This window comes from Ensifer sp. ZNC0028 (assembly GCF_000799055.1).
GTDB lineage: Bacteria > Pseudomonadota > Alphaproteobacteria > Rhizobiales > Rhizobiaceae > Ensifer.
In genome coordinates this window covers 1-16,794 of record NZ_JTLA01000180.1, presented here as the reverse complement: position 1 = coordinate 16,794, position 16,794 = coordinate 1, and the positions used below count along the sequence as shown (strand labels likewise).

Below are 16,794 nucleotides of genomic sequence, written 5' to 3'. Positions count from 1 at the left end.
GTTGCGGCTCGCTGCCGCGAGGCCCGCCACAGAACCAGTAGCGCGACCGCAAGCAGCAGCGCCTCTGCGGTCGGCGTCGCGAACCAGATGCCGGGTTCGCCGAAGATCGACGCGTAGAGTGCGACCAGCGGCATGGTGAAGAGATAGGGTTTGGCAAGCCCAAGGATCGCCGCCCGGCCGGCATCGCCGATCGCCTGGAAATAGCTGCCGAGCATGATCAGCGGTCCGGAGAAGACATACATCGCGACCATCACCGGCATGATCCGCGCGACGTCGCTAATGACCGCATTGTTGTCGACGAAGGTCGCGCCGATCGGCCGGGCAAAGCCGACGAGCAGCACTTCTATGGCGAGGCAGTAGGCCAGCGCCACAAGGAGCCCGAGCCGCAGCATCCTTTCAGCCCGATCTGCAAGACCGGCGCCGACATTGTTGCCGACGATCGCCTGCATCGCCTGGCTCAAACCGAGCAACGGTAACAGGGCGAAGGTCATGGTGCGGGTGACGATACCGTAGGCGGCGACCGTGGTGTCGTAGTTATCGGCCGCCGTCTTCTGCAACGCCGCCATGATCGTCAACGACACCAGCGCCATGCCGATGAAACCGAGGCTCTGGGGGCTGCCCAGCGCAATCATCCGGCTCCATCCCGTCAGCGGATTATGTCGGAGGAGGGCGGAGAGCCGCAGCTCCGTGCGTCCGGACAGCCGGAAGAGGGCAATCAGCACAAGCGCCAGGACCTGCGCCAGTACCGTGGCGGTGGCGGAGCCTGTTACGCCCATGTCCATGAGCGCGATCAGCACATAGTTGAGGACGAGGTTCGCGATCGAGACCAGCAGGCTGAGGCCGGCCATCAGCCCGGCACGCCCCTCGCAGCGAAGTGCATCCGATTGCACCGCCAGCAGGAACTGGACCGGCGCGCAGAAGATGATGATCGCAATATAGCGCTCGGCCATGCCGGCGAGCGGTCCCGGGCCATTGGCAAGCGTCAGCACCAGGCGGTCGCCAAAGACGATGAACAGCACGATCAACGCTGCGGCGATCGTCAGCGCCAGCATATGGGCGCCGGCGAAGATGCCGCGGGCCTCTGTAAAGCGGCCGGCGCCGAGGTGGCGGGCAAGCAGGCTCGCCATGCCGCTGACGACGAGGGTGGCCAGCGCCACCGTGAGAATGAAGATCGGAAACACCGTGGTTACGGCGCCGACGGCTTCGGCGCCGACATAGATGCCGAGCATGACGGCATCGACCACCGTCAGCAGCCCGTTCATGCTCATGACGAAGATGATCGGCAGCGCCGTCTTCAGGAAGATCGCACCGAGGGGTGCTGTCAGAAAGACATTCGGCTTGGAGGTGTCCTTGGACATCCCGCGCTCCTGTTCTCGCATTTCGATTGGGAAGAGGAGGGGCTCGCATTGCCTGCCACACGAAATGCGTTCGGGGCGAGAGGATATCGTCAGAAGTCAGATTTCACCGAGACCGGAAGCCTGCGAGCGGCGGGGATCTGAAGCCCGGAAAGGGAGGTAGCGCCAAGCCGCATCGCCGTCAAGTCGGCACCTGATGGTCTTCGCCCGTCCGCAGACGTGCCGCTTTCTCGGGCCGGCCACGCGGTCAGACGCGTCGGTGCGCGCAACATTGTTCCGCGGCAAAGCCAGATCGCGTAACTAAAAGCCGTTGACGCCTTAGGCATTTGTGGTTATCAACTCGGCCCATGAAAAATTTTGCGGTTATTCTTGTGGTGGGACGGCGCATGGGCAGGATGGTGTAACCATCCGGCGGTAGCCACCCATGCGCTAAACGAGGCTCCTGACGGGGCCTTTTTTTATGCCTTCAAACAAGCTAAGCACCCAACTGGGAAAAGGGACGGAAGCAAGTCAATGAGCGGTACAGAAAACCAGATGACAGGCGCGGAGATCGTTCTCCAGGCACTGAAGGACAATGGCGTCGAGCATATCTTCGGCTATCCCGGTGGCGCCGTGCTTCCGATCTACGACGAAATCCACCAGCAGGACGATATCCAGCACATCCTGGTTCGCCACGAGCAGGGCGCCGGCCACATGGCCGAAGGCTATGCCCGCTCGACCGGCAAGGTCGGCGTCATGCTGGTAACCTCCGGTCCCGGCGCCACCAACGCGGTGACGCCGCTGCAGGACGCGCTGATGGATTCGATCCCGCTCGTCTGCATCTCCGGCCAGGTTCCGACCTCGCTGATCGGCTCCGACGCCTTTCAGGAATGCGACACGATCGGCATCACCCGGCCTTGCACCAAGCACAACTGGCTGGTTCGCGACGTCAACGATCTCGCCCGCATCATCCATGAGGCCTTCCGCGTCGCCCAGTCCGGCCGTCCGGGCCCGGTCGTCGTCGATATCCCGAAGGACGTCCAGTTTGCGACCGGCACCTACACGCCGCCATCTGCCGTCCCGACGCAGAAGAGCTACCAGCCGAAGAAGCAGGGCGATCTGAAGAAGATCGAGGAAGCGGTCGAACTGATGCGCAATGCGCGCCAGCCGATCATCTATTCCGGCGGCGGCGTCATCAATTCGGGACCGGAAGCCTCGCACCTGCTGCGCGAACTGGTCGAACTGACCGGCTTCCCGATCACCTCGACGCTGATGGGCCTCGGCGCCTATCCGGCCTCCGGCAAGGCCTGGCTCGGCATGCTCGGCATGCACGGCACCTACGAGGCCAACATGGCGATGCATGACTGCGACGTCATGATCTGCATCGGCGCGCGCTTCGACGACCGCATCACCGGCCGCCTCAACGCCTTCTCGCCGAACTCCAAGAAGATCCACATCGACATCGACCCGTCGTCGATCAACAAGAACGTCCGCGTCGACGTCCCGATCCTCGGCGATGTCGGCACGGTTCTGGAAGACATGGTTCGCCTGTGGCGTGCCGCTTCCAAGTCGACGGACAAGGCACGTCTCTCGGACTGGTGGGAGATGATCACCAAGTGGCGCGCCCGCAACTCGCTCGCCTATGCGCCGAACGACGACGTCATCATGCCGCAATATGCGATCCAGCGGCTCTATGAGCTGAGCAAGGACCGCGACACCTACATCACCACCGAAGTCGGCCAGCACCAGATGTGGGCGGCGCAGTTCTTCGGCTTCGAACAGCCGAACCGCTGGATGACCTCGGGCGGCCTCGGCACGATGGGTTACGGTTTCCCGGCGGCGATCGGCGTGCAGGTCGCGCATCCGAACAGCCTCGTCGTCGACATCGCCGGCGATGCCTCGATCCAGATGTGCATCCAGGAAATGTCCTGCGCGGTGCAGTACGGCCTGCCGGTCAAGATCTTCATCCTCAACAACCAGTACATGGGCATGGTGCGCCAGTGGCAGCAGCTGCTGCACGGCAACCGCCTGTCGCACTCCTACACGGAAGCCATGCCTGACTTCGTCAAGCTGGCGGAAGCCTATGGTGGCGTCGGCATCCGTTGCGACAAGCCGAGCGAACTCGACGCTGCGATCCGCAAGATGATCGACACGCCGGCGCCGGTCATCTTCGACTGCCGCGTCGCCAATCTCGCCAACTGCTTCCCGATGATCCCCTCGGGCAAGGCCCATAACGAGATGCTGTTGCCCGACGAAGCCACGGACGAAGCGGTCGCCAACGCGATCGACGCCAAGGGCCGTCAGCTGGTCTGAGACAGGTAGAGGAACCACGCACATGAACGCACACCTTCAACCGACCGGCTCCGCCTACTTCATCGCCAAGGAGACCGAAGTCGCCGAAACCCACACGCTTTCGGTCCTCGTCGACAACGAGCCGGGCGTCCTTGCCCGCGTCATCGGCCTGTTCTCCGGCCGCGGCTACAACATTGAGAGCCTCACGGTTTCGGAAACGGAACACGAGGCGCACCTGTCGCGCATCACCATTGTGACGCGCGGTACGCCGCACGTGCTCGACCAGATCAAGAACCAGCTGGAACGGCTGGTTCCGGTCCACCGCGTCGTCGACCTGACCGTGCGCGCCGCCAGCCTAGGCCACGACCGGCCGATCGAGCGCGAACTGGCGCTCGTCAAGGTGCACGGATCTGGCGATCATCGGGTCGAGGCGCTGCGTCTCGCCGACGCCTTCCGCGCCTCCGTCATCGACGCCAACATCGATCACTTCGTGTTCGAGATCACCGGCAAGCCGTCGAAGATCGAGCAGTTCATCGCCATCATGAAGCCCCTCGGCCTCATCGAAGTCTGCCGCACCGGTATTGCGGCCATGAACCGCGGCCCGCAAGGCATGTGATCTTGCTTCCGTGACGGGGCCGACAAGGCCTCGCCTCGCTTCAAATTGGGCAGCCCACGCTTCGCGCTGGGCTGCCCTTTCCGTTTTGAGTGGAAAGCCACTGCGCCGTCAGGGTTACGCGCTCTGCCGAAGGTGTTCCCGCATCCCCGGGACCAGGCGCTCGCCACGGGGTCCTTTTCCCCGTGTGCGGGCAGAAGGTGGCCGGCATGCCGGATGAGGGCAGCCGCAGCCGAAACGTCGGCAGGCCGCCTCATCGGTGCACGCGGTCGCGACCGAAACCGCCAACGCCAAGCCCATGGTTGACTTCGCACGGCATTTCTCGCGGAGTGATCCCGAAGAGAATTTCTCACGATCGCAGGTGCCCGATGCATTCTACCAAGATGAAGGCTTTGGTCCTGACGAGATATCGTGGTTCCGATGCCGCGCAACTGCGCGACGTGCGGCGCCCACGCGCAGCGAGCGGCGAGGTGCTTGTCCGAGTGCATGCCGCCGGCCTCAATCCGGTTGATTACAAGACACGGGACGGGATGCTGAAAGTCGTCCAGCGCTACTCCTTGCCTGTCGTCATGGGCAACGAGCTTGCGGGTGTCGTCGAGGAACTGGGAGAGGGCGTCACGTCGTTTGCGCCAGGCGACCGGGTCTTTGCGCGCATGCCCAAGGGCGCCATGGGCGCTCTCGCCGAATATGCCGTCGTACCCGAACGGTTTCTGGCGAAGATGCCCGCATCGATCGATTTCAACACGGCGGCCGGCGTGCCGCTTGCCGGCCTCACGGCCCTGCAGGCGCTGCGCGACGAACTTCACGTGGGGCGAGGCAGCCGGATTTTCATTCCCGGTGGCGCCGGCGGCGTCGGCACCTTCGCCATTCAACTGGCGAAATGGCTGGGCGCGGAGGTCACGACCACCGCATCGCCGCGCGGCCGTGCGCTGGTCGAGGACCTCGGCGCCGACGTGGTGATCGACTACACGAAGGAACGTTTCGAAGAGCGCCTGCGCGACATGGACGGCGCCTTCGACCTGCTCGGCGGCGAGACGCTTCTAAAATCCTTCGGCGTAGTCAAGCGCGGCGGCAAGGTGGTGTCCATCGCCGGCATGCCCGAGCCGGAAACCGCACGAAAGGATCTCGGCCGCGGCCTGTTCTTGAGGGTGCTGTTCTGGCTGGCGTCCTACAAGATCCGCGCCATCGCCCGAAAGCACGGCGTTGCCTACCGCTACCTCTTCATGCATCCGAGCGGCCCCGAGCTAACCGAACTCGCCGGCCTCATCGACGCCGGGACGGTCAGGCCGGTGATCGACCGCGTGTTTACCCTGAACGATGTCGCCGTAGCCTTCGCCTATCTGGAATCCGGCCGCGCCAAGGGCAAGGTGGTGGTGGAGATTGTGGGCGGATAACAATCATCGCTTGTCCGCGCTACTCGTAGATACTTGCCGCCTGGAGGACCTTGGCAAAGGTCTTCCAGCTTGGATTGACAGCATCCTTGTCACCGGAGTTGGCGATGTACCCGTCGATGTCGCGGACCCAGGCCTCCATCGCTTCGAGAAAGCTCTCAAGAGTTACGTTTTCCCATTCTTCGGGAGATTGCTGCAGGTGTTCCCGCAGTTTCTCCACGAAACACGCGAAATCGTCCTTGGTGGTGATTTTGTCGATGTCATCGAGGGTCAAGATCTTTCCCTTCGTGCGTCGCGCCGTCCGCGTTTGATGCACAAGCGTTTCGCCAGACTGAGCTCTTGCTTTCAGTCTTTCTTCGCCTTGGCTTCGCTCTCCTGCTTGAGCGGACGGCTGACGGGGCAGACCTCCTGGGCAAAACCATTCAGCGTGTTGACCAGATTGTTTGTCACCAGCGTGTAGTGAACGAACTGGCCGCGTTTCTCCTTGGCAATCAGGCCGGCGTTTTCCAGCACACTCAGATGCTGTGAGATAGAAGGCTTGCTCATGTTGAAGCGTTCGGCGATTTCGCCAGCCGTCAGGCTCGATGCTGAAAGGTAGGCCAGGATCTTGCGTCGATGCAGCGACGACAGCGCGTTGAAGACACGCTGGACCGATCCGCCTGCGTCGCCTTCGAGCGCGTTCTGGGCCCTGTCGTCTTCCACGGTCGCCTCCTCCACAGTGCTGGCATTTGCCGCTAGATAATTAGTTTATTGCCTAATTATCATTTGGCGCGTACATGTATATTTAGCTTATTTCCTAATTACCTTCTGCGCCGGTTGTTTTCAACCGGAGCCTTCAGTGTTGCCTGACATCAGATGACGATGTCGCTACGGGGGGGTGCCATGGATGTCCAATCGACAGGGCGAATGATCGCGCAAACCGGCAGCGATCCGGTGAACGGCAAGGCTGTCTGGGCTGCGAGCAAGTCGCTGTGGATCAGCGGCATGACGGTCGTGGCGCTCGTCGGCGCACCAGTGACGTTTTCCTTGGAGGCACTTGCGGTCTTCGTCGCTCTCACGGCCCTGACGATCTGCCTCGGCCATTCGGTCGGCATGCACCGGCTGCTGATTCATCGTTCGTTCGAGGCGCCTCTCTGGCTCGAGCGCATCCTCGTCTATCTCGGGGTGCTCGTCGGCATGGCCGGGCCGTTCGGCATGATCTACGCCCATGACATCCGCGACTGGGCGCAGCGCCAGCCGGCCTGCCACGATCTCTTCGCCCATCGCCGGCCGTTCTTTCAGGACGCCTTCTGGCAGATGCACTGCGTGCTGGCGCTCGATCATCCGCCGCGCTTCGTCATCGAAGATCGCGTCGCGCAGGATCGGTTCTATCGCTTCCTTGAGGCGACCTGGATGCTGCAGCAGGCGCCGCTGGCGCTGTTGCTGTTCGCCTTTGGCGGCATTTCCTGGGTGGTCTGGGGCGTGGCGGTGCGTGTCTCAGTGTCGCTGACCGGGCATTGGCTGGTCGGTCATTTCGCCCATCGCGATGGCGAGCAGGGCTGGCGCGTCGATGGCGTCGCGGTGCAGGGCTACAACCTGCCGCGTTTCGGTCTGGTGACCTTTGGCGAAAGCTATCACGGCAACCACCACGCCTTTCCCGAATCCGCCCGGCTCGGCATCGAGCCCGGACAGGTTGATCTCGGCTGGTGGTTCATCCGCCTGCTTGCACGCCTTGGCCTGGCCTCGACGATCAAGCTGCCGTCCAATACGCAACGCCGCGCCGGCCTCGTGCGCGTCGCTCCGGCGACCGTTCTCGGCGCCGGAACGGACAGTGCCGAAATTGGGGTTACCCCTTACCCTTACCCTAACCCTCTCCCGCAGGCGGGGAGAGGGACGGGGTCCCGTTGACATTGCCCCAGATTTCCAGAGACGGCACGACCGTCTCCTGTGTTCGTTGGGGCGAGTAAGTGCAGCGAAACTCCTTCTCCCCGCTAGGCGCGGGATGAGGGGCTTCCTCGCGGGCGGGCGGCCTTGTCCGCGGGCAGAGCCCTCAGATCATCTCTAGAGACCGCTTGCGCTTCGGTGGTGGGAAGGCGTGGTCGAGGGCGGTGAGGTCTTGCGCCGTCAGGTGGATGTCCATCGCGTCGCGGTTTTCGCGGACGCGGTCGGCCGAGCCGGTCTTGGGGATCGAGATCACGCCGGGGCGGGCCTTGAGGAAGGCAAGGGCGATCTGGGATGGCGTCGCCTGGTGCGCCTTGGCGATGTGGATGAGATCGGGGTTGCGCAGCAGCCGGCCTTCGTCGAGCGGCGAATAGGCCATGATGGCGATGCCTTGGCTTTGGCACCAGGGCAAAAGGTCGAACTCGATGCCACGGCGCGAGAGGTTGTAGAGCACCTGGTTGACGGCAACGTTCTTTCCATCCGGTACGCCGAGCAGTTCCTCCATGTCATCGACGTCGAAGTTCGAGACGCCCCAGGCGCCGATCTTGCCTGACCTCTTCAGCGCCTCGAAGGCGGCAACGGTTTCCGCCAGCGGATAGCCGCCGCGCCAGTGCAGCAGGTAGAGATCGATGTGGTCGAGACCGAGATGTTTCAGGCTACGTTCGCAGGCGGCCTCGGTGCCGAGGCGGCTGGCATTGGACGGCAGCACCTTGCTGACGATGAAGGCCTCGTCGCGACGGCCGCGCACCGCTTCGCCGACGACGCGCTCGGACGCACCGTTGCCGTACATTTCCGCCGTGTCGATCAGCGTCAGGCCGAGATCAAGGCCGAGTTGCAGGCTCTTCACCTCGTCGGCCTTGCGCGCGGCGCTGTCGCCCATGCGCCAGGTACCCTGGCCGAGAACCGGGATCGCGCGGCCATCGGGAAGTGTCGTCGTCGGGATCGGATCGTGCATGCTGTTCTCCTCGCGGCCGAATTTGCCCGCACCCTTCACGATGCGCCAAGGTCATGTAGCACTTTGACGTGCACCAAGTTTCTATCCCTAAAAACGGAAACGCTTTCAGGAAACAGGCGGGTAGCGGGCAATCTAGCGCATCCCGCCGGTCTTTCGAGCCTTCATCCGGAAGGCCGCCCGCGCTCCTTTTCCATGCGCTGCAGGATCTCGACGAAGGCACGCACGCGCGCCGGGCGGAAATGGGAGGGCGGATAGACGACATGGATGCCGCCCGAGGGCAGCGACCAGTCGGCGACCAAACGCACCAGCCGGCCATCGGCGATGTCGGTTCGCACCTGATAGTCCGGCAGCACGGCAAGCCCGATGCCGGCGACAGCGCAGCAATGGGCGGAATCGGTGCTGTCGGCGGTGACAAGCGCCTTGCCTATGATCGCCGTCGCGGTGCCCGCTGCATCCGTGAAGGTCCATTCGAGCGGTGCCTTCAACGCGCCATTGGCGATCCAGTCTGCCTCCATCAATTGATCGGGATGCGTGATGGCGCCGAGCTTGGCGGCATAGGCGGGTGTCGCGACGAGGTGCTGCTGAAAGGTGCCGATGCGTTTTGCCCGTTCGCTGGAATCGACCAGCCAGCCGGCGCGGATGGCGAGGTCGAGGCGCTTCTCGATCATGTCGAGAACGGTGTCGCCGAAGCTCAGCTCCACCCGCATGTCGGGATAGGCCGCGAGATAGGCGGCGACGGCGTTGGTCACGACCTTGGCGCCATAGTCGAGCGGCGCCGTCAGCGTCAGCGTGCCGCTCGGGATTTCGGTTTCGGCCGAGACCGCGCCGACGGCCTCGCCGGCATCGCGCAGGATCAGGGCGCAGCGCTCGTAGAAGCGTTGGCCGGTCGCGGTCGGGCTCAGCCGCCGGGTGGTGCGCACGAGCAGGGTGGTGCCCAGCTCCTTTTCGAGCTGGGCGACCTGATGGCTGACGGCGGCCTTGGCAAGGCCCAGCCGTTCGGCGGCGGCCGTAAACGAGCCGCATTCGACCACGGCAACGAAATGCGAGAGTCGGTTTAAGTTTACAGTCATTCAAAATTCTTCGTGATTGTCTGAAGCCCTCAGACAGTCTGTTCGGACGGTCGGGCTTTTTCAAGAGCGCCCATGCCGTCATCCTGCCGGGCACGACAAAAGCCCAAGGAGACCCCATGCAGATCCAGTTGACCCGCCGGACCGCACTCAAGACGATGGCGGCGGCCGGCGCCGCCATCCTCATTCAGCCCATTGGCAGCAGCCTTGCCAGGGCTGCCTCGAAGCTCGAATGGCGTTATTTCCAGGCGGACGATGCCGGCTTCAACCGCACGCCGGTGCTGCTGGCCGGCAACAGCGACGCGATCCTGATCGATGGCGGCTTTACGTTTTCCGACGGTCGGGCGGTGGCCGAGGCGATCAAGGCAACGGGCAAGCGGCTGACAACCATCTATGTCAGCTGCAACGATCCGGATTTCTATTTCAGCCTCAAGCCGATCGTCGAAGCCTTTCCGGATGCGAAGGTCATCGCCGCTTCGGCGACCGTCGAGGCGATCAAGGCCAATGTTGAAGGCAAGCTTGAAACCTGGGGGCCGCAGTTGAAGGACAATGGTCCGCAGACACTCGCCGATGTGGTGATGCCGACGCCGGACGACAGCACGTCGTTGACGATCGAGGGCAGCACGATCGAGATCGTGACGATTGAGGGGATGAAGGACCGGCGCTATCTCTTCGTGCCGGAACTGAACGCCATCTTCGGCGGCGCGCTCGTCTATTCCGGTTCGCATGTCTGGGTGGCCGACGAGGCGACCGTCGAGGGCAGACAGAAATGGATCGAGGCGCTCGACGCCATGGCAGCGCGCAAGCCCGCGGTGGTCGTGCCGGCGCACAAGAGCGCGGGTGGGCCGGAGGGCGTCGAGGCCATTCGCTTTACCCGTGATTATCTCGCAGCCTTCAACGAGGCGGCCGCCGCCGCCAAGGACAGCGGCGAGCTGATTGCGGCGATGACCAAGCGTTATCCGGATCTGCCCGGCATCTCCACGCTCGAACTCGGCGCCAAGGTCGCCAAGGGCGAGATGAAGTGGGGCTGAGCCGGGCGCTCGGCCTGGCCGGGCAGTATGGTTTTGCTGGTTGCTGCCGCGATGTCCCTTGAGGAACGCCGCGCTCACATTTTCGTCCGCGTGACGGGGGATGTGAGCGCCGGTTCCTTGGAGCCCGAGGACCCCGTGCCGGTCGGGTGTCCATAACAGGACTGCGGCTCTCGATAGGGCGATATCCGGCGGTCGGGCGATGCGCGAATGCGGTTGCCGCTACAACAGCCACTCCGAGCGTGCCGGGCCACCACCAGCAATTGTCACCATGACAAGTTCGCGGCTGGCACCGGTGATTAGGTCAGCTATGCTGACCCAATTGACCGGGAGGAAACCATGCAGGCCGATACGCTGCTGGCGCTGTTTTTGTTCGCATTCACCACCTCGATCACGCCGGGCCCGAACAACATGATGCTGTTCGCGTCGGGCGTGAACTTCGGTTTCGTGCGCACCATTCCGCACATGCTGGGCATCGGCGCCGGCTTCTTCCTGCTGCTGATCGCCGTCGGTTTCGGCCTCGGCGCGCTGCTTCATTCCGTGCCGGCCGTCTATACCGCGCTGAAATTTGCCGGCGGTGCCTATCTCGTCTGGATCGCCTGGAAGATCGGCACCTCGCGTTCGCTGTCCGAAGGCAAGGCCAGCGCACAGCCGATGACCTTCATCGGGGCCGCCGCCTTCCAATGGGTCAACCCCAAGGCCTGGGTTATGGCGGTGTCGGCGATGGCCACCTATACCAGCAGCGATAGCTACCTCTTCAGCGTGCTCGTCGTCGGCCTCGTCTTTGCGCTCGTCAACGTGCCGAGCGTCTCCACCTGGGCAGGCTTCGGCTCGGCGCTGCGCCAGTGGCTGTCGGAACCGTCGCGGCTGAAATGGTTCAACATCACCATGGCGGTGCTTCTCGTCGTCAGCCTTTGGCCGATGCTAAAATAGTGCGAATTGCGGCTTCACCAGCATCAGCCAGAAGATGCCGGTGACGGCAAAGAAGGCCGGGAAGCCGCAGGCAAACCAGACGGCATAGAGCCGGTCGAACTCCGCTGGCAGCGGGGCACCGTTGGCCGTTGCAAGCCGGGCGAGATCGCGCAGCCGCAACTGGATCCAAACGACCGGCAGCCAGAAGAGGCCGGTGACGACATAGAGGATCAGCGACAGTGCGATCCATCCTTCCGTGAGCGACCAGCCGATACTCGTCGCCAGCAGGTAACCGGTGATTGGCTGGAGCAGCACCGCTGTCGCGGTGAAGACCGTGTCGGCGACGACCACCGTTCCGGCGACGTGGGCGATCAGCCGGGCATCGCGCGTGCGCCTGGCCATCAGCATGAAGAAGGCGATACCAGCGCCGGTGCCGAAGAGCACCGCGGCACCGATCACATGGGCAAGGCGCAGCAGATCTTCGAGCGGCATCAGCGTTCATCCAGTATGGCCAGCGTCGCCAGCGTGAGAAGCAGCGACGGCAGCACCTTGTCGAGCGGCCCGAGCGGATCCGCCCAGAGTTCGGGTTCGACGAGGGTAGCAGAGGCGAGATAGGCGACCGACAGTGCGAGCATGCCGAAGAGCGCGCGCCTTGCCCACGGGCGCACCAGCACGGCGAAGCCGAGCGCAATGTCGGCAAAGCAGGTGGCAAGCGTCAGTGCCGTTGCCGGGCCATGGTCAACAAACCGCAGGAAATGGTGCCGGGCCGCGTCGAGGTCGAACAGCGGGATCGCGCCCGAGAGCAGCCAGAAGAGCGACAACCCGACGATCATCAGCGGCTTCAACAGATAGAGGCGGGCAAACCAGAGGTCCTGTACGCCGGATGGCGCAGCCGAAAGGCTTTGGCGCGCGGAAAGGAACGGGACCGCAGCGCGGGCGCCATCCTGGGCCGAAACACCGCCGGCCATGACCGACAGAGCGGTCGAGCGCAGGGGTGAGCGCCAGCCGAGCCGCCCGGCGAGGTCTGCAAGGAGGCCGACAGGCGCGGCAAGTGCCGGCGGCAGCCTGACGGTCCTTGCCACCGGAAGGCCTAGCCATTGCCGGTGCAGCGCCACGAGTTCGGCGAGCGTCGGTGGTTCCTTGTGGCCGAGCACGACATCGCTTCCATCGGGGATCAACCCGGCGACGGCGGCGCTGACGGCCTCGGCCACGTCGCTCAGGGCCACGGTCTCGACGCGGGCCGCCGCATGGACGAGCGGCGTGACGAAGGGCAGGGCGGCAAGCGCGCGCAGAAGCGCTGAGCCGCCATGGGCGTTGCGGCCGAGCACCAGGGCCGGCCGCAGGATGACATGCGCCACGCCGCTTGCCGCCAGCGCCTCGTCGGCGCGGAACTTGGTGGCGAGGAAGGCGCTCTCGTTGCCGGCACCGCCACGCGGTGCGGAAATCTGGACGATGCGGATGGGAGACGCCTTGGCTGCCGCATAGAGCGCCAGCATCGCTGTCTCCTGCGTCGCGGCCACTTCATCGGCAAGGCCATCCTGCAGCGCGCCCGCGCAATTGACGATGACGTCATGGCTCTCGATGAGCGGCTTCCAGTCGCTGGCGTCGCGCATGCGCGCAAGATCGGCCGCAAGCCATCGGGCCTCCGGCCGCTTCAACCGGGCGCGGGCGACATTGCGGCCAAGCCCGGTCACCGCGTGTCCGTCGCTTGCCAGTCGATCGAGGAGGGCCGAGCCGATGAAGCCGGTAGCGCCGAGAATCAGAACCTTCATGCCGTTATCTTACAGGGCAGCCGGTTAAGAGGGCGGGCAAAGATCGATTGCCTTAGCTGGCGTATTGCCATGCGGGCCTGCGCTTTTTCGGTCACCGCGCGTAAAGCGCGCGCTGTGGCGCAGCCAAGTCTGGTTGCTGCGAGGAGCCCTTCAAAGGATCTGAAGAACGATGAACCAGATGGTCGCCAAGAGAAACGGCGGGATCGTTACGGCAAACCTCAATGCCCATTTCTGAAGCCACCATGGCCTGTTGAAGGGCTTATGTGCCAGAAACGGCTGGATGAGTCGCTGCCGAATGTAGGCGGGTGTTGCCGTTTCGCCAGGGGGCAATCCGATGGCTTCTTCGATGCCGGCGCGAATGCGGTTGCGTTCCGGCTCACTGAGTTCAAGCCGCGTGAGTTCTCGATCAAGCAGGATCGGTAGAGGGACCCCCTCAGCGATCACGGCAAGGGCGGGGTAGGGATGCCCGGCAAAAGCCTCCGTCGGCAAAGCGCTGCGGTCGCCCTGCGATCTGATGTAAAGCGGCGCCTGTTTCGGCGCCATCCGGGTGTAAGCGGTTTTGGTCGCGTGAGGCGCAAATGGGCTGCCTGGAATGTAGCGCAGGACACGCTTGCCGCTGACATCGACGATGACGGGTTTCAGCAGGTACCTCCGGCCGGCGGCGCGGCGGGCAAGCAGGATGGGTACCGCCTTCATCAGCATCGCGACACAGAACGACAGGAGGCTCACGCCGAGGATGAGCCGCAACGCCGATGTGCGAAGGCTGCTGCGATAGTCATGGGCAAGGCTGACATATTCCGGGCGGGCGGCCGCGATGGTGATGCTGCCCTGCCGGCAAGGCCCTGGTTCGCCAACGGAGCGACCCGCCAGCATTTGCTGATGGGGCCGGCCGTCGTGGACAAAGCGAACTTCCATAGCGCACTGCAGACGTTCCTGCGGGCCGCTCTCCTCGGGAGCACAGTCGATCGCGCAGATCTCGGCACCGCTGATGAAAGTGGGGTTCCGGTTGATGAAATAGTCGCGCCTGATCTCGTCGATCGGCAACATTAGCAGCCCGACGGCAATCGGCAGCGGCAGGATTGCTGACAGCAGGAAGAGGAAACCGAGGGAGAAGCCAGGGGCAACAATGCGGACTGCGCGGTTCGGGAATGCACGTTCGATTGATGTCATCATTCCTTGTCAGCCGCCCTCATGTCGCCCTTAAACCTTTCGCGCCTGCCGGCATCGGGCGATCCGAATCGCCATGCTGCAACGGAGCATAGCCCAGCTCCGGCGTGCGAGAGAGATGGCGCAGATGAGGCATTCGGAACTGCATGGCAAATGATCGCCGGCAGCGGTAGCCGGCTTACTCGGTGGCCTGGTACGAACCGCATCGGGCCAGACTTGTTATGGTGACAATTGCGGGTACCCGCGGGCGTTGAAATCGATTTCGAATCCGGGGTTTATGCGCTACGACTTTATGAGGAGGCAGCGCCATCTTTGTGCCTGTGATGGCACGGCGTTGCGAGGAGCCAGGCAATGTCCGAACACCATCACGATCACCACGATCACGACCACCACCACGACAACCATTTCACCGACATGGAAGCGCGGGTGAAGGCGCTGGAGACGGTGCTGACGGAGAAGGGGCTGATCGATCCGGCGGCGATCGATGCGATCGTCGAGACCTATGAGACGAAGATCGGGCCGCGCAATGGTGCGCGCGTCGTCGCCAAGTCCTGGGTGGATCCCGGGTTCGCCGAATGGCTGAAGCGGGATGCGACCGAGGCGATCGCCAGCCTCAGTTACACCGGCCGGCAGGGCGAGCATATGCGCGCCGTATTCAACACGACCGACACCCATAACCTCGTCGTCTGCACGCTCTGTTCCTGTTACCCTTGGTCGGTGCTCGGTCTGCCGCCGGTCTGGTACAAGGCGCCGCCCTATCGCTCGCGCGCCGTCATCGATCCGCGTGGGGTGCTCCAGGAATTCGGCCTGAGCCTGCCTGAGACGACGCGCATCCGTGTCTGGGATTCGACGGCGGAGCTCAGATATCTGGTGATCCCCGAACGCCCGGCAGGGACGGAAGGGTTCACCGAGGAGGAACTCGCAGCACTCGTCACGCGCGACGCGATGATCGGCACGGGCCTCGCCCTTTCCGCGGAGGCGCTTCGATGAACGGTCCGCACGATCTCGGCGGTGCCCACGGCCTCGGTCCGGTGGCGCCGGAAAAGGACGAGCCCTATTTCCACGGCGAATGGGAAAAGCGGGCGCTCGGCGTCACGCTTTCCTGCGGCGCCTTCGGCGCGTGGACGATAGACGAAAGCCGGCATGCGCGCGAAAGCCTGCCGCCGGCGACCTATCTGTCGGCGAGCTATTACGAGATCTGGACCCGCGCGCTGGAAACGCTGTTGAAGCGCCACGGCTTCGTGACCCAGGCCGAGCTCGACGGCGGGCACAGGCTGGAGCAGGGGACGGCGCCGAAGCGGGTGCTGAAGGCCGATATGGTGGCGGGCGTGCTCGCCAAGGGTGGCCCCTGCGATCGGCCTGTCGATGCCGCGCCACGCTTTGCTGTCGGCGACCGGGTGAAGACGAAGAACTTCAATCCGGAGACCCATACGCGCCTGCCGCGCTATGCTCGCGCCAAGCTCGGCCGGGTCGAGGCGGTGCAGGGCTCCTTCGTCTTTCCTGACGACAACGCCCATGGCCGCGGCGAAAATCCGCAATGGGTCTATACGGTCGTTTTCGACGGGCCGGAGATCTGGGGCGAGGGCGCCGATCCGACTCTGACCGTTTCGATCGATGCCTGGGAGAGATATCTTGAGCACGTGTAAGGTGACATCGCCGCTCGTCGCCTCGGCCGAACTGCCGAAGTCGCCGGAGGGCGATCCGGTCTTTGCCGAGCCCTGGCAGGCCAACGCCTTCGCCATGACCGTGCGCCTGCACGAAAAGGGCGTGTTCTCCTGGCCGGAATGGGCAGAAGCGCTTTCGGCCGAACTCTACAAACCCGGCCGCAAGGCCGATGCCAGCGACTATTACGACTGCTGGGTGGCAGCCCTCTCGCGCCTCGTCACCGAGCTTTCGCTCGCCTCCGGTCGAGAACTGGAAGACCTGACGGCGAGCTGGCAGCGGGCAGCAGAAGCAACGCCGCACGGCAAGCCGATCGTGATCGAGAACGATCCGCTCAGGTAGGTGCGGCCGCTTCGCAAGGTCGGTGCGGCTTTGCCCCTCATCCTAGCCTTCTCCCCGCAGGCGGGGAGAAGGGACGTGCCCTTTGTCGCCCCCGGCACTTGGCGTCATCGTCGAAAGGTGAGCCTGAGTCGAAAGGTGAGCCTGACGGAGCACCTGGGTGACGAGCGGGCGCCACACGTTTCACTTTGCCATCTGCGGCTAGAGGGAGCCGGTGGCGGCGGTTCTACCCGTCGCGAAGGCTGGGACTGATTTTGGCGCGGTGAGGATTGGCGCTGACGGGGGCGCCCAGCGGTTCTCTCCCCGCCTGCGGGGAGAGATGTCCGGCAGGACAGTGAGGGG

The 16,794-nt window shown here is 64.0% G+C and carries 17 protein-coding genes; 9 read left to right on the top strand and 8 right to left on the bottom strand.

What is annotated here, in order from left to right:
• On the bottom strand, nucleotides 1–1,358 hold a 1,358-nt coding region (locus L981_RS31840), incomplete at its 3' end, for an MATE family efflux transporter (protein ID WP_043626362.1).
• 510 nt (nucleotides 1,359–1,868) lie between these two features.
• Between L981_RS31840 and L981_RS31835 the strand changes: the two genes are divergently transcribed.
• From L981_RS31835 to L981_RS31825, 3 genes are all read left to right on the top strand, one after another.
• Nucleotides 1,869–3,647, top strand: a complete 1,779-nt coding sequence (locus L981_RS31835; protein WP_034792684.1) for an acetolactate synthase 3 large subunit — start codon at nucleotides 1,869–1,871, stop codon at nucleotides 3,645–3,647.
• Between the two features lie 22 nt (nucleotides 3,648–3,669).
• Entirely contained in the window at nucleotides 3,670–4,242 is a 573-nt protein-coding gene (ilvN, locus tag L981_RS31830) for an acetolactate synthase small subunit (RefSeq protein WP_034792687.1), read from the top strand.
• A 365-nt stretch (nucleotides 4,243–4,607) separates the two neighbouring features.
• On the top strand, nucleotides 4,608–5,633 hold the full coding sequence (locus tag L981_RS31825) for an NADP-dependent oxidoreductase (RefSeq protein WP_245281755.1): 1,026 nt from the start codon (nucleotides 4,608–4,610) through the stop codon (nucleotides 5,631–5,633).
• A gap of 19 nt (nucleotides 5,634–5,652) precedes the next feature.
• Here the strand turns inward: L981_RS31825 and L981_RS31820 are convergent, their stop codons facing one another.
• Nucleotides 5,653–5,904 (bottom strand): hypothetical protein, encoded by a 252-nt coding sequence (locus L981_RS31820; RefSeq protein ID WP_197067218.1) that lies wholly within the window; start codon nucleotides 5,902–5,904, stop codon nucleotides 5,653–5,655.
• 71 nt (nucleotides 5,905–5,975) lie between these two features.
• Nucleotides 5,976–6,332: a metalloregulator ArsR/SmtB family transcription factor gene (locus L981_RS31815; protein WP_043626367.1), complete on the bottom strand. Its 357-nt coding sequence runs from the start codon at nucleotides 6,330–6,332 to the stop codon at nucleotides 5,976–5,978.
• A gap of 204 nt (nucleotides 6,333–6,536) precedes the next feature.
• Here L981_RS31815 and L981_RS31810 point away from each other — a divergent pair, with 204 nt between their 5' ends.
• On the top strand, nucleotides 6,537–7,517 hold the full coding sequence (locus L981_RS31810; protein ID WP_371258918.1) for an acyl-CoA desaturase: 981 nt from the start codon (nucleotides 6,537–6,539) through the stop codon (nucleotides 7,515–7,517).
• 142 nt (nucleotides 7,518–7,659) lie between these two features.
• Here L981_RS31810 and L981_RS31805 read toward each other — a convergent pair whose 3' ends face one another.
• Nucleotides 7,660–8,505: an aldo/keto reductase gene (locus tag L981_RS31805; protein ID WP_043626359.1), complete on the bottom strand. Its 846-nt coding sequence runs from the start codon at nucleotides 8,503–8,505 to the stop codon at nucleotides 7,660–7,662.
• A 161-nt stretch (nucleotides 8,506–8,666) separates the two neighbouring features.
• Nucleotides 8,667–9,575 carry a LysR family transcriptional regulator gene (locus L981_RS31800; RefSeq protein ID WP_043626357.1) on the bottom strand — a complete coding sequence of 303 codons (909 nt, stop codon included), beginning with the start codon at nucleotides 9,573–9,575 and terminating at the stop codon, nucleotides 8,667–8,669.
• Between the two features lie 116 nt (nucleotides 9,576–9,691).
• Here L981_RS31800 and L981_RS31795 point away from each other — a divergent pair, with 116 nt between their 5' ends.
• Both L981_RS31795 and L981_RS31790 read left to right on the top strand, forming a co-directional pair.
• The gene (locus L981_RS31795; protein ID WP_043626355.1) at nucleotides 9,692–10,603 is read left to right on the top strand and encodes an MBL fold metallo-hydrolase; all 912 of its coding nucleotides are present in this window, start codon (nucleotides 9,692–9,694) and stop codon (nucleotides 10,601–10,603) included.
• Between the two features lie 336 nt (nucleotides 10,604–10,939).
• Nucleotides 10,940–11,533 (top strand): LysE family translocator, encoded by a 594-nt coding sequence (locus tag L981_RS31790; RefSeq protein WP_043626354.1) that lies wholly within the window; start codon nucleotides 10,940–10,942, stop codon nucleotides 11,531–11,533.
• Here L981_RS31790 and L981_RS31785 read toward each other — a convergent pair.
• From L981_RS31785 to L981_RS31775, 3 genes are all read right to left on the bottom strand, one after another.
• A complete protein-coding gene (locus tag L981_RS31785; protein WP_043626352.1) occupies nucleotides 11,525–12,004 on the bottom strand; it encodes a DUF2269 domain-containing protein in 480 nt (159 codons plus the stop codon). The genes L981_RS31790 and L981_RS31785 overlap by 9 nt on opposite strands.
• A complete protein-coding gene (locus L981_RS31780) occupies nucleotides 12,004–13,284 on the bottom strand; it encodes an SDR family oxidoreductase (RefSeq protein ID WP_043626350.1) in 1,281 nt (426 codons plus the stop codon). Before L981_RS31780 ends, L981_RS31785 begins: the two co-directional genes overlap by 1 nt.
• 150 nt (nucleotides 13,285–13,434) lie before the next feature.
• Entirely contained in the window at nucleotides 13,435–14,331 is an 897-nt protein-coding gene (locus L981_RS31775; RefSeq protein WP_156134315.1) for a hypothetical protein, read from the bottom strand.
• A gap of 471 nt (nucleotides 14,332–14,802) precedes the next feature.
• Between L981_RS31775 and nthA the strand changes: the two genes are divergently transcribed.
• From nthA to L981_RS31760, 3 genes are read left to right on the top strand one after another with little or no spacing between them, the layout of a single operon-like run.
• Entirely contained in the window at nucleotides 14,803–15,441 is a 639-nt protein-coding gene (nthA, locus tag L981_RS31770; protein WP_043626346.1) for a nitrile hydratase subunit alpha, read from the top strand.
• Nucleotides 15,438–16,097, top strand: a complete 660-nt coding sequence (nthB, locus tag L981_RS31765) for a nitrile hydratase subunit beta (RefSeq protein ID WP_043626344.1) — start codon at nucleotides 15,438–15,440, stop codon at nucleotides 16,095–16,097. The genes nthA and nthB overlap by 4 nt, the downstream gene beginning before the upstream one ends.
• Nucleotides 16,066–16,455 carry a nitrile hydratase accessory protein gene (locus L981_RS31760; RefSeq protein ID WP_156134314.1) on the top strand — a complete coding sequence of 130 codons (390 nt, stop codon included), beginning with the start codon at nucleotides 16,066–16,068 and terminating at the stop codon, nucleotides 16,453–16,455. The genes nthB and L981_RS31760 overlap by 32 nt, the downstream gene beginning before the upstream one ends.
• Nucleotides 16,456–16,794 lie beyond the last annotated feature (339 nt).